The sequence below is a fragment of the Mesorhizobium sp. M7A.F.Ca.CA.004.06.1.1 genome (assembly GCF_003999135.1).
Lineage (GTDB): Bacteria > Pseudomonadota > Alphaproteobacteria > Rhizobiales > Rhizobiaceae > Mesorhizobium.
This window is the reverse complement of record NZ_RZPQ01000027.1, coordinates 1-19,403: the sequence shown is the minus strand read 5'-3', so window position 1 is coordinate 19,403 and position 19,403 is coordinate 1. Positions and strand designations below refer to the sequence as shown.

At 61.9% G+C, this 19,403-nt stretch carries 23 protein-coding genes and 1 pseudogene; 16 read left to right on the top strand and 8 right to left on the bottom strand.

Annotated features, from left to right (window positions below):
- The first annotated feature begins 236 nt into the window (after positions 1-236).
- Positions 237-665: a hypothetical protein gene (locus EN906_RS03735; protein ID WP_236383104.1), complete on the top strand. Its 429-nt coding sequence runs from the start codon at positions 237-239 to the stop codon at positions 663-665.
- Here EN906_RS03735 and galE read toward each other — a convergent pair.
- Positions 619-1,698, bottom strand: coding sequence for a UDP-glucose 4-epimerase GalE (gene galE, locus EN906_RS03730; RefSeq protein ID WP_127270642.1), 1,080 nt, complete (start codon positions 1,696-1,698; stop codon positions 619-621). The genes EN906_RS03735 and galE overlap by 47 nt on opposite strands.
- Positions 1,695-2,732 (bottom strand): UDP-glucuronic acid decarboxylase family protein, encoded by a 1,038-nt coding sequence (locus tag EN906_RS03725; RefSeq protein ID WP_127270640.1) that lies wholly within the window; start codon positions 2,730-2,732, stop codon positions 1,695-1,697. Before EN906_RS03725 ends, galE begins: the two co-directional genes overlap by 4 nt.
- 706 nt (positions 2,733-3,438) lie before the next feature.
- On the opposite strand from EN906_RS03725, the gene EN906_RS03720 reads away from it, so the two are divergent.
- From EN906_RS03720 to EN906_RS03695, 6 genes and pseudogenes are all read left to right on the top strand, one after another.
- On the top strand, positions 3,439-4,044 hold the full coding sequence (locus EN906_RS03720; protein ID WP_127268682.1) for a hypothetical protein: 606 nt from the start codon (positions 3,439-3,441) through the stop codon (positions 4,042-4,044).
- A 62-nt stretch (positions 4,045-4,106) separates the two neighbouring features.
- Positions 4,107-4,961 (top strand): 23S rRNA (adenine(2030)-N(6))-methyltransferase RlmJ, encoded by an 855-nt coding sequence (locus tag EN906_RS03715; RefSeq protein WP_127268683.1) that lies wholly within the window; start codon positions 4,107-4,109, stop codon positions 4,959-4,961.
- Positions 4,962-5,154: 193 nt separating this feature from the next.
- A complete protein-coding gene (locus EN906_RS03710) occupies positions 5,155-5,607 on the top strand; it encodes a hypothetical protein (protein ID WP_127268684.1) in 453 nt (150 codons plus the stop codon).
- Positions 5,608-5,742: 135 nt separating this feature from the next.
- The gene (locus EN906_RS03705; RefSeq protein ID WP_127268685.1) at positions 5,743-6,324 is read left to right on the top strand and encodes a TetR/AcrR family transcriptional regulator; all 582 of its coding nucleotides are present in this window, start codon (positions 5,743-5,745) and stop codon (positions 6,322-6,324) included.
- Positions 6,321-7,157, top strand: a complete 837-nt coding sequence (locus EN906_RS03700; RefSeq protein ID WP_127268686.1) for a DMT family transporter — start codon at positions 6,321-6,323, stop codon at positions 7,155-7,157. The genes EN906_RS03705 and EN906_RS03700 overlap by 4 nt, the downstream gene beginning before the upstream one ends.
- Positions 7,158-7,188: 31 nt before the next feature.
- Positions 7,189-7,502 (top strand): annotated as a pseudogene (locus EN906_RS03695) (LysE family transporter); the annotation flags it as partial.
- A 21-nt stretch (positions 7,503-7,523) separates the two neighbouring features.
- On the opposite strand, the gene EN906_RS03690 reads toward EN906_RS03695, so the two are convergent.
- Both EN906_RS03690 and EN906_RS37705 read right to left on the bottom strand, forming a co-directional pair.
- Complete coding sequence (locus EN906_RS03690; RefSeq protein ID WP_127268687.1) at positions 7,524-7,829, bottom strand: transcriptional regulator; 306 nt, start codon at positions 7,827-7,829, stop codon at positions 7,524-7,526.
- Between the two features lie 465 nt (positions 7,830-8,294).
- Positions 8,295-9,167, bottom strand: coding sequence for a hypothetical protein (locus EN906_RS37705; RefSeq protein WP_206517174.1), 873 nt, complete (start codon positions 9,165-9,167; stop codon positions 8,295-8,297).
- Positions 9,168-9,293: 126 nt separating this feature from the next.
- Here EN906_RS37705 and EN906_RS03675 point away from each other — a divergent pair, with 126 nt between their 5' ends.
- Positions 9,294-9,890: a glutathione S-transferase family protein gene (locus EN906_RS03675; protein WP_127270637.1), complete on the top strand. Its 597-nt coding sequence runs from the start codon at positions 9,294-9,296 to the stop codon at positions 9,888-9,890.
- A gap of 117 nt (positions 9,891-10,007) precedes the next feature.
- Here EN906_RS03675 and EN906_RS03670 read toward each other — a convergent pair whose 3' ends face one another.
- Positions 10,008-10,664: an outer membrane protein gene (locus EN906_RS03670; RefSeq protein WP_023812630.1), complete on the bottom strand. Its 657-nt coding sequence runs from the start codon at positions 10,662-10,664 to the stop codon at positions 10,008-10,010.
- A gap of 413 nt (positions 10,665-11,077) precedes the next feature.
- Between EN906_RS03670 and EN906_RS03665 the strand changes: the two genes are divergently transcribed.
- The 6 genes from EN906_RS03665 to EN906_RS03640 all read left to right on the top strand — a co-directional run bounded on the left by EN906_RS03665 (position 11,078) and on the right by EN906_RS03640 (position 16,208).
- The gene (locus EN906_RS03665) at positions 11,078-11,842 is read left to right on the top strand and encodes an SDR family oxidoreductase (RefSeq protein WP_127267620.1); all 765 of its coding nucleotides are present in this window, start codon (positions 11,078-11,080) and stop codon (positions 11,840-11,842) included.
- Positions 11,839-13,902, top strand: coding sequence for an excinuclease ABC subunit UvrC (uvrC, locus tag EN906_RS03660; protein WP_127267619.1), 2,064 nt, complete (start codon positions 11,839-11,841; stop codon positions 13,900-13,902). Before EN906_RS03665 ends, uvrC begins: the two co-directional genes overlap by 4 nt.
- A 97-nt stretch (positions 13,903-13,999) precedes the next feature.
- Positions 14,000-14,596 carry a CDP-diacylglycerol--glycerol-3-phosphate 3-phosphatidyltransferase gene (pgsA, locus tag EN906_RS03655; protein WP_127375073.1) on the top strand — a complete coding sequence of 199 codons (597 nt, stop codon included), beginning with the start codon at positions 14,000-14,002 and terminating at the stop codon, positions 14,594-14,596.
- 1 nt (position 14,597) lies between these two features.
- Complete coding sequence (gene moaD / locus EN906_RS03650) at positions 14,598-14,855, top strand: molybdopterin converting factor subunit 1 (RefSeq protein WP_127267618.1); 258 nt, start codon at positions 14,598-14,600, stop codon at positions 14,853-14,855.
- Between the two features lies 1 nt (position 14,856).
- Positions 14,857-15,333 carry a molybdenum cofactor biosynthesis protein MoaE gene (locus tag EN906_RS03645; RefSeq protein WP_127267617.1) on the top strand — a complete coding sequence of 159 codons (477 nt, stop codon included), beginning with the start codon at positions 14,857-14,859 and terminating at the stop codon, positions 15,331-15,333.
- A 110-nt stretch (positions 15,334-15,443) separates the two neighbouring features.
- Positions 15,444-16,208, top strand: coding sequence for a YbaY family lipoprotein (locus EN906_RS03640; RefSeq protein ID WP_127267616.1), 765 nt, complete (start codon positions 15,444-15,446; stop codon positions 16,206-16,208).
- A gap of 64 nt (positions 16,209-16,272) precedes the next feature.
- Here the strand turns inward: EN906_RS03640 and ndk are convergent, their stop codons facing one another.
- Positions 16,273-16,695, bottom strand: coding sequence for a nucleoside-diphosphate kinase (gene ndk, locus EN906_RS03635; protein WP_013532476.1), 423 nt, complete (start codon positions 16,693-16,695; stop codon positions 16,273-16,275).
- Between the two features lie 372 nt (positions 16,696-17,067).
- Here ndk and EN906_RS03630 point away from each other — a divergent pair, with 372 nt between their 5' ends.
- Positions 17,068-17,325, top strand: a complete 258-nt coding sequence (locus tag EN906_RS03630; RefSeq protein ID WP_127267615.1) for a DUF2934 domain-containing protein — start codon at positions 17,068-17,070, stop codon at positions 17,323-17,325.
- Positions 17,326-17,341: 16 nt separating this feature from the next.
- Here EN906_RS03630 and EN906_RS03625 read toward each other — a convergent pair whose 3' ends face one another.
- Positions 17,342-18,034 (bottom strand): glutathione S-transferase family protein, encoded by a 693-nt coding sequence (locus EN906_RS03625; RefSeq protein WP_127267614.1) that lies wholly within the window; start codon positions 18,032-18,034, stop codon positions 17,342-17,344.
- 59 nt (positions 18,035-18,093) lie between these two features.
- Here EN906_RS03625 and EN906_RS03620 point away from each other — a divergent pair, with 59 nt between their 5' ends.
- The gene (locus EN906_RS03620; RefSeq protein ID WP_013532473.1) at positions 18,094-18,606 is read left to right on the top strand and encodes a DinB family protein; all 513 of its coding nucleotides are present in this window, start codon (positions 18,094-18,096) and stop codon (positions 18,604-18,606) included.
- A 110-nt stretch (positions 18,607-18,716) separates the two neighbouring features.
- On the opposite strand, the gene EN906_RS03615 is transcribed toward EN906_RS03620, so the two are convergent.
- Positions 18,717-19,403: LysR substrate-binding domain-containing protein (locus tag EN906_RS03615; RefSeq protein ID WP_127375072.1), on the bottom strand; the 687-nt coding region annotated here is incomplete at its 5' end.

The window sequence follows — 19,403 nt, the reverse complement described above, 5'->3', positions numbered from 1 at the left end:
ACATCAAGCAGTTCGGCTGGAGCCGTAGGCGCGCGGATCGCTGGTTGATGGCATCCAACTTTATCTGACAGAACGACGAGACGATGGGCCCTACCATACGGTTTTGATGAAATTTAATAATTAGTGATGTCTAATATTTACGAGTGATGTGCGAGTGGTCACTCATGCGGCGTGAGAGCGGCGAAGCATAGTATGTCGCGATGCGCCCTTGGCTTATACTTGATAGCAAGGGACACATGATGAACAATTCAGCGATGGGTGCAGTCAACCCAAGCAAAAATATCGTATCTATTAGAAATATCGTGGTTATCGTTGCGGCCGCGGCGATGATCTCTGTGGTTGCAGGGTGTCAGAGTATGGATGCGACCGAAACCAATTCGGTCCTCGTCAAGCCTGTGGTCCACGCCATCCGCAGCCAGCCCGTGCAGGCCGGATTTCTCGTGCGCTCGCTCCGGGCCGACCTTCCGATCCAGATGACAAGCACAACAGGAACCGAAAGTGCCTACGCCTTTGCACCACCGCAACGGATCAGAGCCAGCACGCCGGCGCCGGTGAAAATCTCGTTCAATCCTGGCGATGGCGGCACGTTCTCGGGCGGCTCGCCTTATATCTGCAGCCCTAGCGGGTTTGGCCAGCGCGCGAGCTGTCGCCCCCGCTATCTCTGACCCGTCGAGCGGCGACCGACGTTGCCGCCCTGGCTGGCGGCAGTTTCATTGGCCTGGTCTTCAGTCCGAAAAAAGGAGCGGCCGTCCTGACAATCGTGTCGATGTCTGAAAGTTCCGGCACAAAGCCAAGATGTTCGCGTGCGCTTCCCGGATCGGCGTAGAGCTCCGCCGGATCTCCGGCGCGCCGGCTTCTGAACACTGCCGGTACCGGTCTTGACGTCATTCGGCCGACCGCCTTAACGATTTCCTTGATGGAGACGCCTCGCCCGGTGCCGAGATTGACCGCCAGGCTTTGCCCGCCACCCTCGAGATGCATGAGCGCTTTCAGGTGGGCGCGGGCCAGATCGGTGACGTGGATATAATCCCTTACGCAGGTGCCGTCCGACGTGTCGTAGTCGGTGCCGAAAACCTCGATCGCGTCGATGATGCCCGATGCGGCCATGAGCACTCTGGGAACCAGGTGGGTTTCCGGCGAATGCCACTCACCAAGCTCGCCGTCGGGATCGGCGCCACAAGCGTTGAAATAGCGCAGGATAGCAAATTTCATTCCATACGCGGAAGCATAGTCGCCGATGATCTGTTCGCCCATCAGCTTGGAGCGCCCGTAAGGGCTGATCGGATTTTGCGAGGAGGTCTCGCGAACGGGCAATACTTCCGGCACGCCGTACGTCGCACAGCTGCTGGAGAAGATGATGTTTTCGACCGAACAAGCGCGTGCGGCATCGAGCACCGCGATGGTGCCTGTCACATTGGTTGAATAATATTCGGCCGGCTCGCGAACGGACTCTCCGACATAGGCCAGCGCCGCAAAATGGATCACAGCCGTCGGCCGGTGCGTTTCCATCGCCCGCTTCAATGCATCCCGATCCCGGATATCGCCGACGACAAGCGGGCCCCAGGCGACGGATCTCTCGTTGCCGCGGCTCAGATTGTCGAAAACCACCGGCATGTAGCCGGCGGAGGCCAGCTGCTTGCAGGTGTGGCTGCCGATGAAGCCGGCTCCACCCGTCACCAGGACTGCCGGCCGGCTCATGAGGCGGCAGCTCCTCTGGCAATGCGGTTTCCGTAGAGCAGGGTGTCAAAATACTCGACGGTGCGCGCGAGCCCTTGGCTCAAGCTGATTTTCGGCTCCCAGCCGAGATTGGCCTTGGCAAAAGAGATGTCCGGCTTGCGCTGCCTGGGATCGTCGACGGGCAGCGGCCGATGCACGATCTTCGATCGGGCGTTGGTGTAATCGACGACCAGCGTCGCCAGTTCCATGATGGTGAATTCGGCAGGGTTGCCGAGATTGACCGGGTGGGTGGGCGCGCTCGGCGCGTTCATCAGCCGGACAAAGCCCTCGATCAGATCGTCGGCATAGCAGAAGGAGCGCGTCTGCTGGCCGCTGCCATAGACGGTCAGGTCCTCGCCGCGCAGCGCCTGGACGATGAAGTTCGAAACCACACGCCCATCGTCGGGCTGCATGCGGCGCCCGTAGGTGTTGAAAATGCGGGCGACACGGATATCGAGGCCATAGGTTCTCGAATAATCGAAGAACAGGGTTTCGGCCGAGCGCTTGCCTTCATCGTAGCAGGAACGCGGTCCGTGCGTGTTGACGTTGCCGAAGTAGCTCTCGGGCTGTGGATGCACGAAGGGATCGCCATAGACTTCGGACGTAGAGGCCTGGAATATCTTGGCCTTGTTCTGTCGCGCGAGTTCCAGAAGGTTCAGCGATCCAAGCACGCTTGTCTTGAAGGTGTGGATCGGGTCTGCCTGGTAGTGCGGCGGAGAGGCGGGGCAGGCGAGATTGTAGATCTCGTCGCACTGAAGATCCGAAGGCAGTGCATCGACGATGTCGTGCTCGATACAGGTGAAGCTCGGATTACGCAGAAGGGTATTGAGATTGTATCTTTTGCCGGTGTGGAAATTGTCCAGCGCGACAACGTCGTATCCGTCCCGCAAAAGACGTTCGCACAGATGCGATCCTAAAAACCCCGCGCCTCCGGCGACAAGGGCGCGTCGTCGGCTTTGGTTGGCGCCCCTTTGGCTGCCGGATTCCAGTTTCAGAACCTTGACAAGCTTACCCATGCTTTCCTCGCACGCACCGCACACGCTACCGCCGGGGCCGGGACAAAGCATCGCCCGGCCACGTTCCTGAGAACGTGGCAAACCTCCGCGTCTGCGGAATCGCCATCACTGATGTGCGTTAATTGTTCTTTGGCTTTCGCGAAGCTGGTACGACTACACGACCTCCGTGCTGCCGCTCAGCATTCTCTGCGCCCCGAAAACGCGGTCACCCGCTCGGTGTCACCATCGCCGATTGCTCGCCCAAATTGCACATCCCAACATATCGAAAATATACCTGTGGAAATTATAGTCAACTAAATTAGTGATTTCTTAACCAAGTGCGCTCGCGGATGGTTAACATGAGGGGGCGACGGTCTCTCGGGCTGAAACACGGCGCATACGGAAAATCCTCTTTACTAATCAGCATATTGGCTCGATCGACGACAATGTATGACCGGACGCGGAAGCTGTCCCTTGAGGTAGAATCGAAACTTGACAGCAAGGACGACCGAGAATGAGCCGACAGCGATGTCAGCGCAGCGCGCGAAATACTCGGCTTAATTTTTGAGCGCATAGGTAGAACCTTGAATTGTTGCGCGGCCACGCCGCCAATCTGGTTGCGCTCGCACCCGCACGGCCCACCTCCAGGTGGCTGCCCGCAACTGGCCATCGCCTTTTGGCCGTCGGGGCGCTATTGGCAAGGTCACGATACGCCATGGTGATCTGAATGCGCTTTCTGTTTGTCCTGATCCTGCTCGTCGGCGCCGGCATCGGTGTCGTCTATCCCTGGGCGATGAGCAACTTCTCCGGCCATGAGATCGGCACCTGGCGGGTCTATGAGCAGGGCCGCTTCAAGCCGCTGACGGTGCCGCTCTCCGGCCGCGACGCGCCGGTGCGGGTGCTGGTCGACCTGACCGCAAGAGCAGAGCGCATCGTTTCGCAGCAGCGCACCGTCCTGACGCTGACCGCTGCAAGCAATGGCCGCACGGTGCTCGCCTCGACGCTGCAGTTCAACCATTCCGACAATCCTCGCCAGGCTAGCCCGCAACTGACCGACAAGATCTTTCGCGACGAGGCCGGCGTGATCGCGACCGTCAGCCCTGGCCCCTATATCTTCACCGTCGGACCGGGTGATGCCGACGACATACCAATGCGGGCGGTCGATCTCATCCTGCGCTCCGGCGCCGGCGAGATCGACAGCCGTGCACGGCCGGTCGGCTTCGCGCTGATGGCGATCGGCCTGATCGGATTCTTGCTGACTTTGCGCACTCGTGGCGGCCGGCCGGAAAATCCGAACTCGCAGCCGCCACCGCCGCGTTGGGGCAGGGGCTGATGCATGTCGCCCAAAAGTGTGCAGCGGTTTTGGGACAACGACATGCATAACGGCACAAAACCATGAACTACCGCCACGCCTATCATGCCGGGAATTTCGCTGACGTCGTCAAGCATGTCGTGCTGACGCGCTTGCTCGAGTATCTGAAGCAGAAGGATAAGGCGTTTCGGGTCGTCGACACCCATGCCGGCATCGGCCGCTACGACCTGTCGTCCGCCGAGGCGCAGAAGACGGGTGAGTGGCAAGGCGGCATCGGCAGGCTGATCGATGCCCCGTTCGCCGCTCCGGTGGCGGCGCTGCTCGCGCCTTATCTGGAGACAATACGGTCGCTCAACCCCGAGGGTGGCATCCAGAAGTACCCGGGCTCGCCGTTGATTGCGCGCCATCTCATGCGCAAGCAGGATCGGCTGACGGCGATCGAGCTGCACCCCAAGGATGCCGCAAGGCTGAGGACGTTCTTTGCCGGCGATTTCCAGGCCCGGATCATCGAGCTCGATGGCTGGCTGGCGCTCGGCGCGCATCTGCCGCCGAAGGAAAAGCGCGGCCTTGTCCTCATCGATCCGCCATTCGAGGAAGCGGGTGAGTTCGAACGCCTCGTCGACGGGCTCGCCAGGGCGCACAAGCGGTGGCCAGGCGGCATCTATGCGCTCTGGTATCCGATCAAGGACCGCAAGGCGATCATCGCTTTCCGCAAGGCGCTGAAGCAATCCGGCATCCCGAAGCTGCTCGACATCGAATTCGAGATCAGGCCGGCCTCTTCGGAACCCAGCCTCGACGGCAGTGGTCTGCTGGTCGTGAACCCGCCGTTCACGCTGGAGGGCGAGCTGCGGACGCTGCTGCCGGCCCTGCACAGGCTGCTTGCGGTGGGGCGGCCGGCGCACTGGTCGCTGGAATGGCTGGCCGGCGAGCAGGCTTGAGGCGGTCTCATCGACGACCCAGGGACCGCGTGCTCTTGGGTCTGGATATGAACGTGCCAGAGCCATTCCGGTGCGTGCAAATTCGGCTTTGGTCAAAAAGCGGTTTCAAACTGGGAAACCATTGTCAACGCAACCGCTTGACCGCCGCCGAGCGAATCCGCACAGTGCGCGCAATCGACCTTGAGAGGCTGCCATGACTCGCTTCGCCAAATCCGCCCTTGCCGCCCTGATTTCGCTCTTCACCCCGCTTGCTGCGCCTCTCGGTATCACCCAGACCGTGCAGGCCGCCGATCTTACGGTCTATTCCGATGAAGACAGCGGGGTCTGCGGTCAGCCCTGGGTACTGAACAAGATCACCAGCCGCTTTTCCTATCAGGTGCATCACGTGCCGCATCTGCCTGACGTGCAGATCACCGATTTCCGGCGCATCCACCAGCATCGCTATCTGGCGGCCAACGATACCTGGCCGATCGGTCGCCGTTATTGCGGCGCCACCGTCAGTCTGTCCGACGGCCGCGATCGCACCATCTGGTACCTGATCGAGGAAGGCCAGGGCTTTGCCTCGATCGGCGACAATGTCGAATTCTGTGTCTCGGGCTTCGACCGCTGGATGGTCTACAACGGCCGCTGCCGCATTCTGCGCTAGACCCGGTTTCCCCTTCCAATCTCTTTCGCGCCTGTGGCTTGATCGGCTGCAGGCGTTTTTTCGCGCCGCGTTGACAGCAGGTTCGATCCGTCGCATACAGGCGAGACAGACCTGTCTCAATACTAGGTAATCTCCATGACGCCATCGTCCGCTTCCGGCAAGCGCCAACACGTCGTTGACACGGCCTACGTGCTGTTCAAGCGCGCCGGCTTCCATGCCACCGGTATCGACCGGATCATCGCCGAAGCCGATGTGGCCAAGATGACGATGTATCGCCACTTTCCCAGCAAGGACGAACTGATCGTCGAGGTGCTCGACTATCGCGCTATGCGTTTCGACCGCCAACTCGACCGGCTCGCCCAGGAGGACGTTCCGCCGGAGCAGAAAATCGGAAAAATCTTCGACTGGCATGCACGCTGGTTCCGCAGCCCGGATTTCCATGGCTGTCTGTTCGCACATGCGCTGGCCGAGTTCGGCGATCCCGGGCACCCGATTTTCGAGGCCGTTGTCAGGCAGAAGAACGGCCTCAAGCGGCGCATGCAGTCTATCCTCGAAGAGATGATGCCGCACGGCCGCGCCGAGAGCGTGGCGGCGACGCTGCTTATGCTGATCGAAGGTGCGACCTTGCTGGCGCAGATGGGGCAGGCAGAAGCCGCCATTCGCGACTCCCGCAAGGCGGCCATGGGCATCGTCGCCGCCTCGCGCCGGCCGCAATGAGCCCGCTGGTCATCGGGCTCGCATTGTTTGCGGCGATCCTGCACGCAAGCTGGAACGCGTTCCTGCGCACGGGGGCCGACCGGTTGTGGACCGTTACCGTCATGAGCTTTTCAAGCACGGCGCTCGCCATCCCCTTCGCCTTCTTCCACGCCCTTCCGGCCGCGCCGGCCTGGTCCTATATCGTGCTCTCGGCCTGCCTGCAGGTTGGCTACACCTTGTTTCTCGTGGCCGCCTACAGATACGGCGAACTGGGGCAGGTCTATCCGATCGTTCGCGGCAGCGTGCCGCTGCTTGTCACGCTCGGCGGGTTCTTCCTGGCCAACCAGCAGCTCACTCTGCCGCAGACCGTCGGCGTCGCGCTGGTCGCTGGCGGCATCATGGGCCTTTCACTCGGACGGGGCAGGGCCGCCACGACATCGATATTCTATGCATTGGCAACGGGAGCGATCATCGCCGCCTATGCGACGGTCGATGCGCTCGGCGTTCGGGCGGCGGGAAATGCCGGCGCCTACACCGCATGGGTCCTGCTGATCTACGGCGCGTTGCTGCCGGCGGCCTTCGTCGCCTGCCGTGGCCGGCTCATTGTCGACCCGCGCGCGCCTGAAACCTGGAAGGCGCTCGGCGGAGGCCTGTTTGCACTTCTGGCCTACGGTGTCGTGGTCGCGGCCTTCGCGCTCGGACCAGCAGGTCCGATCACCGCGATCCGCGAAACCAGCGTCGTCTTCGCGGCCTTCATCGGACGCCTGTTCCTCGGCGAGATGCTGACGCCGCGGCGGGTCGGCGCCTGCGCTATCGTCGCGCTCGGCGCCATCTGCCTCGGCTATCAGTCGTGACGGAAATGCGGATCGCGAAGATTCTGGACGGCAGCCCGTCTCAGGACGGCGAGGGCTGCTGACGATTTTTGCCACCGGCATCGCGCTCAATCTTGGCAATCCGAAAATGCCGTTGTTCTACGTCGCGCTGTTGCCTAGCGGCGTAGGCGCATCGCTCAATGCTGCTCATCTTGGTGTGCTGATGATGGTGATCCTGGCTGTTGAAGCGGTGGTGATCGGCGTTCATATCATCCTCGCCGGCCGCGCCCGCAACCTGTTGCGCACGCCAAGGATCGTACGCCGGGTGACCGCGCGGCGGGCGGTGTGATGATAGGCGCCGGCGTTGCCGTTGTTGCCGCGCGCTGAGCGGATTGCCCAGTCGCCACGCTATTTCCTGCGCGGCATCGCCTGATCGATGATCTTGCGCAGGAATGCGGCGTGGCCGCGGAACGCGCGCCGTCCACTCGTGGTCGCCTTGACGCGCGTCTGCGGCCGGCGGCCGACGAACAGCTTTTCGATGTCGACATAACCGGCCCTGGCCAGCGTATCGAGATGCGCGCCGAGATTGCCGTCCGTGACGTCCACGATGGCCTTCAGCCCGGTGAAGTCCAGCGTTTGGCGCCTTTCCAGCATGTTCAGCGCGGCCATGATCCTGAGCCGAGTGCTCTGGTGGATGATTTCGTCGGCACTCATCGATTGGCTCCGGTGCAGCCAAGCCGGAGGCCACCGACAACCATGCCGCCGCCGTGGCGGACCGTCTTGGCAATCTCGAACGGCGACAGCGCCGTTTGTCCCTGTGCGATGGACATCGAAGTACTCCGGCCTTCTGTGCAGAATACTCTGCCATATAGAGTTGTCTGTCAATTCACGAGCAGTCGGGTCTGCGATCGCGCTTGACAAGGTGATGCATTGGCCGGCTGCCGCATTGCAGTATAGATCGTCCGCCTGCATGAGATGATCGCACCGCTGAGGCTGTGGTCATGATATTGGCGAACGAAGATCGACACGCAAAGCTGTTCGCTGATCTTCGGAGCTTCACGAGAAGAGCGCTCCCGCGGAGTGTGGAGAATGTCGGCGACACATTCTAGCCGATGGTCGAAGATCAGCAGTGAATTTCTGCGACGATCAGCACGATCATGTGCCGATCGTAACCGAAAGTTAAGTTGCGAAAATCAGTCTATTGCTTCGCTGGCTAGCAAGCCGCGAGTCAGATATGCATGAGCGCGCCGGGTCATTACGGCCGTCGGCACAACGGAAGGGGCATCGCATGGCTAAGCAGTCATCCAAAGCGCCGGCGTCGAAGGCACCGGCAAAGAAAGCACCCGCAAAAGCAGCGACGGCGAAGGTCGCAGCTGCAGTGAAGAAAGCAGCACCCGCTGCCAAGCCGAAGGCCGCGGCGGCCAAGGCAAAAGCAGCACCGGCCAAGAAGCCGGCAGCGAAAGCTGCTGCGAAACCGGCAGTGAAGAAAGCAGCACCCGCCAAGGCAGCGGCAAAGCCGGCGGCGAAGGCGGCACCAGCCAAGAAGCCTGCAGCGAAGGCTGCGGCGAAACCCGCAGCGAAGAAGGCAGCACCTGCAAAAAAACCGGCTGCCAAGGCTGCACCTGCCAAGGCTGCACCGGCCAAGAAGCCGGCTGCGAAAGCTGCTCCGGCAAAGAAGGCTGCGGCAGCGAAATCTTCAGCACCGGTGAAGAAAGCGGCACCTGCGGCCAAGCCGAAGGCAGCACCCGCGAAGGCCGGCAAGAAGTAGTCGCGTCTTCCCTCGCCGGGGGCGGTGCCGAAACAGTCAAGGGCGGGTGCCCGACAGGCGCCCCGTTCGTTGTTTGGCAGTCGGAAGGCGAGAACAGAGGCGGACGGAGGATATCTTTTCGCAGCTCCCAGGACTTCGCCATAGGGCGGAGTCCGGTGGGGCTTTTTGTGCCATTCATGCGCTTGATGAAATATCGGCGCGAGGCCCTTCGGTCTTGGCTGTCGGCTGAGTGATCCCTGCGATTCTGGCAACTCGGCGACTATGTGATCAAGCACCGTCTTCATGGAGCGCTCGCCAAACGGCCCCGGCCGATGAGTCCGCTCGCTGGCGGCCGGGTTTTCCGCTTCTGGCCATTGCTCGATCGCGCTTGATCGGTCAACACTGCCGGCCTGCAAAACAGGAAACCGATCATGCCCAGACTGCTCTATGCGTCCTCCTCTCCCTACAGTTCCAAAGTGCGCATGGCAGCCGCCTATGCCGGCATCGACATCGAAACGGTGGCGGTCAAAACGGACGACAAACCGACCGAACTGATCGGCGCCAACCCGCTCGGCAAGATCCCGGTTCTGGTGCTCGACGACGGCCGCTCCATCCACGACAGTCGCGCCATCACCCAGCATCTCAACCGTTTGTCGAAGAGCGCGCTTTTTCCACGCAATCCCGACAAGCGGCTCGAGGCTGAAGTGCTGGAGGCATTGGCCGACGGCATTTGCGACTGCGCGCTGTCGATGGTCTATGAACGGCGCACGCGGCCCGAGGAGATGGTCTATCAGCCTTGGCTCGATCGCCAGTGGGCGAAGATCACGGCGGCACTCGACCTGCTGAATGCCAACCCGCCGAAGCTGCCGAAGAAGATCACCGCCGGCCAGATGGCGCTGCGCGCCTGCCTTGGCTATCTCTCGCTGCGTTTTGCCGGAAAATGGGAGAAGGGTCGCGCCCGGTTGACGCGATGGGCGGCACGCTTCGACGAGAAGTTTCCAGAACTGAAGCCCTGCATTCCTGGTTGATAGCCGATTGCCCGGAATTGATTTCCCGGGTTATCGATTCGATCACCGGGAAAATCACTCAGACACAAAAAAAGCCGGGCGCGAGGCCCGGCTTTTTCGTGTCGTGGCTTGAACGACTTAGAACTTCATACCGACGCCGAAGGTGACGCGGTTGTCGGTGGCCTTGACCTTGCCGATGCCGTCGAAGCTCTTGCTGCCGAAGTCGGTGTAACGATACTCGACGCGGCCGAAGACATTGTCGGTCAGCTTGATGTCGGTGCCAACACCGGCGGTCCAGCCGAGCATCGTTGCGCGATCGCTGGCCCCAAGGACGGTGTCTTCCACCTTCAGGCTTCTGCCGGCGAGACCGCCGGTGCCATAGAGCAGGATTTCTGGGCTGACCGCGTAGCCGAGACGGGCACGCAGCGAACCTTCAAAGCCGGCCTTGGAGTCGATGCCGTTGTCGTCGCCCTTGACGCCGTTGTAGCCGAGTTCGGCTTCAGCGCCGTAGACGAAGTTCTCCTGCTGCCACTGGTAGCCGCCGAAGACACTGCCGACGAAACCCTTGGTATCGGTTTCAACGTCGAAATCCTTTTCTTTGGTCCGGCCGCTGAAGCCATAGCCGACGTTGAGACCGGCGTAGGGGCCGGCCCACGAAGCGACCGGAAGTTCAGCGATCGGCGCAGGTGCCGGCGGCTCTTCCGAAACCACGTCAGCAGCATAGGCAGTTCCGCTGAGGGCGAAGAGCCCAAGCGCAACGGCCAGCGGCCGTGCGAATTTGAGATTGGCTTGCATTGTTCTTTACTCCTTAAGCCACAGGACACAGGCTTGTTTCTCACGATCGCCATCTACCCGTCCGGGGGGTGAAACGGATCTGGCGTTCGTCGGTTCCAAATGTCGTGTCAAAATGCGGCTGAAGCGAACCTGAACTTGGGTCATTCCCCGGCACGAATGAGGCAGAACCTTGACGTTGCATCTTCGCAACAGCGAAATGGCAGGAACCATCCCATGCTGCGCTGCACACCGCTTGGTGCAAGGACTCCAGCACCCTATATTGCGGTCGTGCGCGCCCGAGTCCAGGGCGGGCCGGGATGTCCAAACGGCCGTTTCGCCACAATGCTGCCCAAGGTGCGAACACCATTTAACGCATGCCGGGCCATATTTCGCCGGCACCGCTTTTTCGGGCCGAAATTGAGGATTGACACCATATGAGCAAAGCCACTGTCACGGCGCTGGTGACGGGCGGGGCCAGGCGGATCGGCAGGGCGATCGTCGAGGATCTCGCCGCGCACGGTTTTGCCGTCGCCATCCATTGCAACCGCTCGCGCATCGAGGCCGATACGTTGGCTGCCAAAATCATCGCCGGAGGTGGCCGCGCCGCCGTGGTCGCCGCCGACCTGACCGATATGGACGCCGTCGACGATCTTGTCGGCCAGGCGCAAGCAGCGCTCGGACCCATCCCGCTGCTGGTCAACAATGCGTCGCTGTTCGAGGACGATTCGGTTCGGGATTTCGACTGGCGGGCCTGGGACCGGCACTTTGCCGTCCATGTGAAAGCGCCCGCGCTGCTGGCGCAGAATTTCGCCCGGGCGTTGCCGGCAGGGCAGGAGGGCCTGATCGTCAACATGATCGACCAGCGCGTCTGGCGTCCGACGCCGCGCTACTTCTCCTATGCGCTGTCCAAGTCGACGCTGTGGACGGCCACCCAGATGATGGCGCAAGCGCTCGGCCCCAGCATCCGCGTCAATGCCATCGGCCCGGGGCCGACACTGAAGAACGCGCGTCAGGACGACAGCGATTTTGCCGCACAGGTGGATGGCTTGGTCCTCAAGCGCGGCCCGGAATTGCCGGAATTCGGCGCCACGATCCGCTATCTCTGGGAAGCGCGCTCGGTCACCGGCCAGATGATCGCGCTTGATGGCGGCCAGCATCTTGCATGGCAGACGCCCGATGTGACAGGCATGACGGAATGAGTCCTGTAGACCACAAAAGCAAGCCGCGCGGCGGCGCCGACGATCTGCCCCCCGATATCGACCTCGAGGACGAGGCGGTCGAGGAGATCGTTGAAACCGTCGGTCCCGATGTCGCCTTCACCGCCATCGACTGGACCCCGCATGCCGGCGACGCGGAAGGCATGATCGGCGCCGAGGTGATCCAGACGCTGGTCAAGCGGCTTCCCAACGCGCCCGGCGTCTACCGCATGATGAACGCTGCCGGCGATGTGCTCTATGTCGGCAAGGCGCGCAGCCTGAAGAAGCGCGTCACCAACTACGCGCAAGGCCGCTTCCACACCACCCGCATCGGCCGCATGGTGCGTGAGACGTCGACGATGGAGTTCGTCGTCACCCGCACCGAGATCGAAGCGCTGCTGCTCGAAGCCAACCTTATCAAGCGCTTGCGGCCGCGATTCAACGTCCTGATGCGCGACGACAAGTCGTTTCCCTACATTCTCTTGACCGGCGATCATGTCTCGCCGGGCATCTACAAGCATCGCGGCGCGCGCTCGCGCAAAGGCGATTATTTCGGCCCGTTTGCCTCGGCCGGTGCCGTTGGCCGTACCATCAACTCCCTGCAGCGCGCCTTCCTGCTCAGGAGTTGCACCAACTCGTTCTACGAGAACCGCACGCGGCCATGCCTGCTTTATCAGATCAAGCGCTGCGCTGGTCCCTGCACCGGCGAGGTCTCGCATCAGGACTATGCGGAACTGGTCGGCGAGGCGAAGGACTTCTTGTCCGGCCGCAGCCAGAAGGTGAAGACGGAAATCTCGGCCGCCATGCAGCAGGCGTCGGAAGCTCTCGATTTCGAGCGCGCCGCGATCTATCGCGATCGACTTGCGGCCCTGTCGCATGTGCAGAGCCACCAAGGCATCAATCCGGCGACCGTCGACGAAGCCGATGTCTTCGCCATCCATCAGGAAGGCGGCCAGGTCTGCATCCAGGTGTTCTTCTTCCGCACCGGCCAGAACTGGGGCAACCGCGCCTATTTCCCCAAGGCCGATCCGGCGTTGGAAGCAGCCGAGGTGTTGGGTTCGTTCCTGGCGCAGTTCTATGACGACAAGCCGACGCCGCGGAACATTCTTCTGTCGCATGGCGTCGAGGATCAGGAACTGCTGGCCGAGGCGCTCTCCACCCGAGCTGGCCGCAAGGTCGCGATCTCCGTGCCGCAGCGCGGCGAGAAGAAGGACCTGACCGACAACGCTTTGCAGAATGCCCGCGAAGCGCTCGGACGCCGGCTGGCTGAAACCTCCACCCAGGGACGCCTGCTTGCGGGTTTCGCCGAGACATTCGGCCTGGCCAAGCCGCCGGTGCGCATCGAGGTTTACGACAACTCACACATCATGGGCACCAACGCGGTCGGCGCCATGGTCGTCGCCGGACCGGAAGGGTTCGTGAAGAACCAGTACCGGAAATTCAACATCCGCTCGACCGAGATCACACCTGGCGACGATTTCGGCATGATGCGCGAGGTGATGGAGCGACGTTTTTCGCGGCTGCTGAAGGAGCATGGCGATGTCCCGGCTGGGGATGCGGCTGATGGTTCGGCGGACGATATGGAGGACGATATCTCCGGCAGCTTCCCGGCCTGGCCCGATGTCATCCTGATCGACGGTGGCCAGGGCCAGATGACTGCGGTGCGCAAGATCCTCGCCGATCTCGGCATCGAGGACCGGGTGGTGGCCATCGGCATCGCCAAGGGCCAGGACCGCGATGCCGGCCGTGAGCGTTTCTTCGTCAAAGGCAGGGACTCGTTTTCGCTGCCGGTTCGCGATCCCGTGCTCTATTTCGTCCAGCGCCTGCGCGACGAGGTCCACCGTTTCGCCATCGGTTCGCATCGGGCGCGCCGCAAGAAGGAGATGGTCAAGAGCCCGCTCGACGAGATCAGCGGCATCGGTCCCGGCCGCAAGCGGGCATTGCTGCTGGCATTCGGCACCGCCAAGGCGGTCAGCCGCGCCGCCATCGAGGATCTGCGGAAAGTCGACGGAATTTCCGAACAGGTGGCGAAACTGGTCTACAATCACTTCCACGAGAGTTGAAAAATCCGGCACTTTCATCTGGCCTGTCGAATCTGGCCTGTTGACCCCCTACATTCGCATCTGATTTGAGTAGGCAGGCAGAAAGAGTTTCCCAGACATGGCCAAGCGCGCGTTCAACCTGCCCAATATGCTCACCTACGCCCGCATCGTCGCGGTGCCGCTGGTGGTGCTGTGCTTTTTTCTCGAAGGACATCTGAAGTCGAGCGACTTTGCCCGCTGGTCGGCGCTGATCATCTTCCTGCTCGCCTCGATCACCGATTATCTGGACGGCTATCTGGCACGCGCCTGGCAGCAGACCTCCAACATCGGCAAGATGCTCGACCCGATCGCCGACAAGCTGCTGGTCGCCACATGCCTGCTGCTGCTGGCCGCCGATACCGATCGCCATGCGGGCATTGCCAGCTGGTCGTTGTGGGCGGCGATCATCATCCTGTGCCGTGAAATCCTGGTTTCGGGCCTGCGCGAGTATCTGGCGGCGCTGAAAGTCTCGGTGCCGGTGACGCAGTTGGCAAAATGGAAAACCGCGATCCAGATGGTCGCCATAGCGTTCCTCTTGGCCGGACCGGCCGGCGACAAGATCTTTCCGCTGACCACGCAGACCGGGCTGGTTCTGCTGTGGATCGCGGCGTTGGTCACGCTCTACACCGGCTACGATTATTTCCGCGCCGGCCTCAAGCACATCATGGACGAGTGAGATGACGACACGGCTCATCTATTTTGCCTGGGTGCGCGAACGCATCGGCATGGCTGAGGAGGATGTCGACCTGCCTGCGGGCATCGAGACGGTGACCGATCTCCTGCGCTGGCTGAAATCGCGCGGCGATGGCTACGAGCACGCTCTGCAATATCCCGACGTGATCCGCGTCGCCATCAACCAGGAACATGTCGAGCACCGCGAGAAGATCGCGGGCGCCCGCGAAATCGCGCTGTTCCCGCCGATGACCGGGGGCTGACATGAGCGGCGCGGTCTTGCCTGTCGTGCGCATTCAGCGCCAGGATTTTGACGTCGCCGCCGAGATCGCCAGACTGACGCAAGGCCGCGCCGATATCGGCGCCGTGGTGACCTTCTCCGGCCTTTGCCGCGACGAGCAGGGCGCGCTCTCAGCGCTCGAGCTCGAACACTACCCCGGCATGGCCGAAGCGGAAATCGCCCGCATCGCTGTTGAAGCGGTCGAGCGTTGGCCATTGCAGGGGCTCACCGCCATCCACCGCCACGGGAAGATCGCGCCCGGCGAGAACATCGTGCTGGTGGTGGCAGCCTCGGCGCATCGCCATGCGGCGTTCGAGGCGGCGAATTTTCTGATGGACTATCTCAAATCGCGCGCGCCTTTCTGGAAGAAGGAGCATCGGGCTGACGGCTCGGAGGGTGGCTGGGTCGAGGCCAAGGAAGCCGATGCAAACGCCGCGCAACGCTGGTATCAGTCCGAATAAGATCCGCCGCAGCCATGCATTGACCGCAATCCTTTGGCCAATTGGCGGGATTGGTCAGCCTCGGCATTGGCAGCCCGGGGCATTGGCAGCCCGGGGTGAGGGAGATGGTCATGCTGGACAGGATCGCGGAGTTCTTGATCTTCGGTTTCGTGCCTCTGGTCGTCGGCATATTGGCCGTTCCGGAGCAGTCTGTTGCCGCTGAAAGGGCCGTGAGAGGCGAGGTGATCTATCGCGAGCGCATTGCCTTGCCGCCCAGTGCCGTGCTCTCCGTCCAGCTGGCGGACGTGTCGCTGGCCGACGCGCCGGCCACCATCATCGGTGAGCAGCAAGTAAAGCCGGCAGGCCAGGTGCCGATCAGCTTCGAGATCAAATTCGACCCTTCGGTCATCCGGTCGCAGATGACTTACGCGTTGCAAGCCCGCATCACCGTCGACGACAAGCTGCTGTTCATCTCCGATATGCGCCATCAGGTCGATCCGTTGGCCGACGTGCCGCAGACCATCATGCTGAAGATGGTCACCCCGAGTGCCGAGCCGACGGCTTCCGTCTTCGACCAGCTCTGGCTGGTCGACTATATCGACGGCATCGGCGCTATTAGTGCCCCGCAAGCGACGTTCAGGGTCAGCGGGGCCGGCAAGGCGGGCGGCAGCGGCCCCTGCAACACCTATTTCGCCACCGCCAAACTCGATGGCCAAACGATCGCGATCAGGGACATCGGCTCGACCTACAAGGCCTGTGCGCCCGAGGTGATGGCCGAGGAAAAGGCGCTGTTCGATGCGTTGGCCAAGGCGGCGTCATACCGTGTCGATGCCGGAAAGCTCATCATTGTCGACAAGGATGGCCGCGAGATCCTGCGCTTCAGCGCGGCAAGCTGACCCCGACGAAGAAGGCCGGCGAAACGCCGGCCTTTTCACGTAATCCAAGGTCTGGATTATCGGCTCAGCCGACGATCTCGGTGTCCGAGAACCAGTACTTGATCTCTTCTGCCGCGGTCTCCGGCGCGTCGGAGCCGTGCACCGAGTTTTCGCCGATCGACAGCGCGTGAACCTTGCGGATGGTACCTTCGGCGGCGTTGGCCGGGTTGGTGGCGCCCATCACTTCGCGGTTCCTGGCAATGGCGTTCTCGCCTTCCAGCACCTGGACGACGGTCGGTGCCGACGACATGAATTCAACCAGTTCGCCGAAGAAGGGGCGGTCCTTGTGGACGGCATAGAAGCCTTCCGCTTCGCGGCGGCTCATCCAGACCCGGCGCGAGGCGATGACGCGCAGGCCTGCCTCTTCCAGCATCCTGGTGATGGCACCAGTGAGATTGCGCCGGGTTGCGTCCGGCTTGATCATGGAAAATGTGCGTTCGAGCGCCATGGGTCGTCCTTGTCTGAGAATGGAATTGAGAGTGGCGGGCTCTATACAAGCCGCCCGGCCCATTGCCAAGGGGTGAGGCCAAAGGGGTGAGGCCAAAGGGGTGAGGGATGGTCCGCGAAGCGGACGGAAAGCCAATTGCTTGGCTTTCCGAGCGACGAACGGTGAAAGCCCGGTCCGCCTTCGGGCGGATTGAAAGGTCCAGTGGACCTTTCAAAGGGTTTGAACGCCCGAAGGGCAGGGAGCGATAGCGAAGGGCAGGCCGCTGCGCTTTTCTGTGCTCCCGAAGCCGAGATCAGACGGCTACACAGCAACGCGTTGCTTGCTATACTCGCGTGTCGGCGCCGCGCTGAGGTCGGGCCGTATGGAGACACCATGACCATGACAGACGATCGTCAGGAACGCATTCGCAACCGTGCGCACCAGATCTGGCTGCAAGAGGGCCAGCCGGCTGGACATCATGAGCGCCATTGGCATCAGGCGGCCGCCGATGTCGACCAGGAGGACGCCACGGGCAAGTCGGCAGCCAAAAAGCCAACCAGGAAGGCAGCTGGCGCAGGCAAGGCAAAGGCCGCCCCCAAGGAGGCAAAGGCTGCCACGAAGGCCGGCAAGCCAAAGAAGGCGGCCAAGTAAGTACTGCTTTACGGCGTCAAGCCGCGGCGGCGACCTTTCGTCCCAGACCGCCATGCAGGTCGAGGCAGCGGGCGAACCACTGCGCCACCACGTCGCCGTCGTCGAGCAGTTGGTAGGGCGAGGCTATGCGCGCCCATTGCAGGGCGCCGAAGACAATATAGTCGCTGAACAGCGGCGACGCGCCGCCGATGAATGGCTGATGGAAGAGCGTCGAGCGCAATGGCTCCAGCGAGGCTCTGAAATTGCCGAGCCCGGCCTCCCTGGCGGCCATCACCTCCTCCAGCTGTTTGCCAAGACGCTGCTCCCGGCTCTGGCGGAAATAGACGGCGTTTTCCGCGTCCTGCATGGCATGGAGGTCCATGATGGCCGCGGTGGTCACGTAGGGATGAATGGTCACTTGCGACCAGCGTTCGACGAAGCGCGCCATCGCCTTGCCGCCTTCACCGCCAAACAGCGTCGGCCGGTCCGGATAGGCCTCATCGAGATAGAGCGCGATATCGAAGGAATCCGCGAGGACTGTCTCGCCGTCGCGGATCACCGGAACGGTTTTCGAAACGCCGCCCTCGACAGCAGGCACCTCGAGAAAGCGCGTCGGTACGGTTGATATGTCGAGCCCCTTGTGGGCAAGCGCCATCACCACCTTCCAACAATGCGGGCTGAACGGACGTGTGGTGTCGCGTCCGACGAGATCATAGAGCAGAATGGTCATTGGCGGCGGCGTTCCTGCGGGTTAGGTAGGCCCCGCATCGACGTGAGCCGAGGGAAGCCATGAGACAGCATTTCATGATGTTTGCGGCCTATAATCAATGGGCCAACGGTCGCATCTATGATGCCGCCGCCGAACTCGATGATGAGGAATTCAACCGCGATGTCGGCGCCTTCTTCGGCTCGATGATGGGCACGCTCAACCACCTTTTGACGGCCGACCGGATCTGGATGAAGCGCTTCACCGGCGAGGGCGACGCGCCGACGACACTGGATGCCATCCTGCATCGGGGGTTGACCGGCCTGCGGGCGGCGCGTGAAGCCGAGGACAGGAGGATCATCGATTGGGTCGGCGGCCTCAATGACAAGGCGTTGACGGGCCGCTTCACCTACATGACCGTTTCGGACATGCGCACCGTCTCGCAAAGGCTGGCGCCGGCGCTGGATCATGTCTTCAACCACCAGACCCACCATCGCGGCCAGGCGCATACGATCCTGACCATCCTGGGACGGCCAAGCCTGGGGTTGGACCTGATGCTTTTTCAGCGGACCGAGGAGGGCAGAGCTTTCGCCTGATTCGGTGCCGTCCGAAGGTCGAAGAGCTTGCGCCTACTATCGCTGCATTTTGTGCTGCAGCATTGTCTTTGCATCAGAATTAGCCGGCACACCGGATACTTGCCCGAGATTCAGGCGGCCGTCGAAGCCTCGCCCCTGATTTCGCTGTCCAGTTGGCACTGCGTCAGAGCCGCTTCCGCCATCACCCACTGCTTGAACAACTGGACCTTGCGTGCGGCAAGGCCTCTCAGCGGGGAAACAAAATACCAACCAGCCGTGTTCGGGTGGTGGACGGCGAAGGGAGCCACCAGCCTTTCGGCGCGGATGTCGCTGGCCATATAGGCACGGTTGGCCACCGCAAAGCCCATCCCGGAATTGGCTGCCTCGTAGGACATCATGCACGAGTCGAAATAGATGCTCTTGGTCTCGCTGAGCACGAAGCTGGCGCCGGCGAAACCAAGCCAGGATTGCCAATTCTGGGTGCAGGTGTCGGAATGCAGCAGGGTGAAGTGCTTGAGGTCGTCCGGTGTCACTTTCGACAGCCGCTTATCGCCGAGAACTTCGTGGAACAGCTTGCGGCTGCACACCGGTGTCAGGTCTTCGCGAAACAGCAGATCGGATTGCAGCCCGTGAAAGTGACCGTCGCCATAACGGATTTCGAGATCGAATTCCGAGGCCGTGAACTCATGCGTAGCGTAGGAGGTCGAGACCCGCATCACGATATCGGGATATTGCTGCTGGAACAGCGGCAGGCGCGGAAACAGCCAGCGTGCCGCAAAGGTCGGCAGCACCGATATTTTTAGCACATGCTCCTGCGA

Coding starts and splice junctions, on each gene's coding strand:
- EN906_RS03720 (WP_127268682.1), top strand. CDS start 3,439: ATGCGCTTTCTGTTTGTCCTGATCCTGCTCGTCGGCGCCGGCATCGGT.
- EN906_RS03700 (WP_127268686.1), top strand. CDS start 6,321: ATGAGCCCGCTGGTCATCGGGCTCGCATTGTTTGCGGCGATCCTGCAC.
- ndk (WP_013532476.1), bottom strand. CDS start 16,695: ATGGCGCTCGAACGCACATTTTCCATGATCAAGCCGGACGCAACCCGG.
- uvrC (WP_127267619.1), top strand. CDS start 11,839: ATGAGTCCTGTAGACCACAAAAGCAAGCCGCGCGGCGGCGCCGACGAT.
- EN906_RS03665 (WP_127267620.1), top strand. CDS start 11,078: ATGAGCAAAGCCACTGTCACGGCGCTGGTGACGGGCGGGGCCAGGCGG.
- EN906_RS03640 (WP_127267616.1), top strand. CDS start 15,444: ATGCTGGACAGGATCGCGGAGTTCTTGATCTTCGGTTTCGTGCCTCTG.
- EN906_RS03735 (WP_236383104.1), top strand. CDS start 237: ATGATGAACAATTCAGCGATGGGTGCAGTCAACCCAAGCAAAAATATC.
- EN906_RS03645 (WP_127267617.1), top strand. CDS start 14,857: ATGAGCGGCGCGGTCTTGCCTGTCGTGCGCATTCAGCGCCAGGATTTT.
- EN906_RS03705 (WP_127268685.1), top strand. CDS start 5,743: ATGACGCCATCGTCCGCTTCCGGCAAGCGCCAACACGTCGTTGACACG.
- EN906_RS03675 (WP_127270637.1), top strand. CDS start 9,294: ATGCCCAGACTGCTCTATGCGTCCTCCTCTCCCTACAGTTCCAAAGTG.
- EN906_RS03620 (WP_013532473.1), top strand. CDS start 18,094: ATGAGACAGCATTTCATGATGTTTGCGGCCTATAATCAATGGGCCAAC.
- EN906_RS03670 (WP_023812630.1), bottom strand. CDS start 10,664: ATGCAAGCCAATCTCAAATTCGCACGGCCGCTGGCCGTTGCGCTTGGG.
- pgsA (WP_127375073.1), top strand. CDS start 14,000: ATGGCCAAGCGCGCGTTCAACCTGCCCAATATGCTCACCTACGCCCGC.
- galE (WP_127270642.1), bottom strand. CDS start 1,698: ATGAGCCGGCCGGCAGTCCTGGTGACGGGTGGAGCCGGCTTCATCGGC.
- EN906_RS03690 (WP_127268687.1), bottom strand. CDS start 7,829: ATGAGTGCCGACGAAATCATCCACCAGAGCACTCGGCTCAGGATCATG.
- EN906_RS03715 (WP_127268683.1), top strand. CDS start 4,107: ATGAACTACCGCCACGCCTATCATGCCGGGAATTTCGCTGACGTCGTC.
- EN906_RS37705 (WP_206517174.1), bottom strand. CDS start 9,167: ATGAAGACGGTGCTTGATCACATAGTCGCCGAGTTGCCAGAATCGCAG.
- EN906_RS03725 (WP_127270640.1), bottom strand. CDS start 2,732: ATGGGTAAGCTTGTCAAGGTTCTGAAACTGGAATCCGGCAGCCAAAGG.
- EN906_RS03625 (WP_127267614.1), bottom strand. CDS start 18,034: ATGACCATTCTGCTCTATGATCTCGTCGGACGCGACACCACACGTCCG.
- EN906_RS03710 (WP_127268684.1), top strand. CDS start 5,155: ATGACTCGCTTCGCCAAATCCGCCCTTGCCGCCCTGATTTCGCTCTTC.
- EN906_RS03630 (WP_127267615.1), top strand. CDS start 17,068: ATGACCATGACAGACGATCGTCAGGAACGCATTCGCAACCGTGCGCAC.
- moaD (WP_127267618.1), top strand. CDS start 14,598: ATGACGACACGGCTCATCTATTTTGCCTGGGTGCGCGAACGCATCGGC.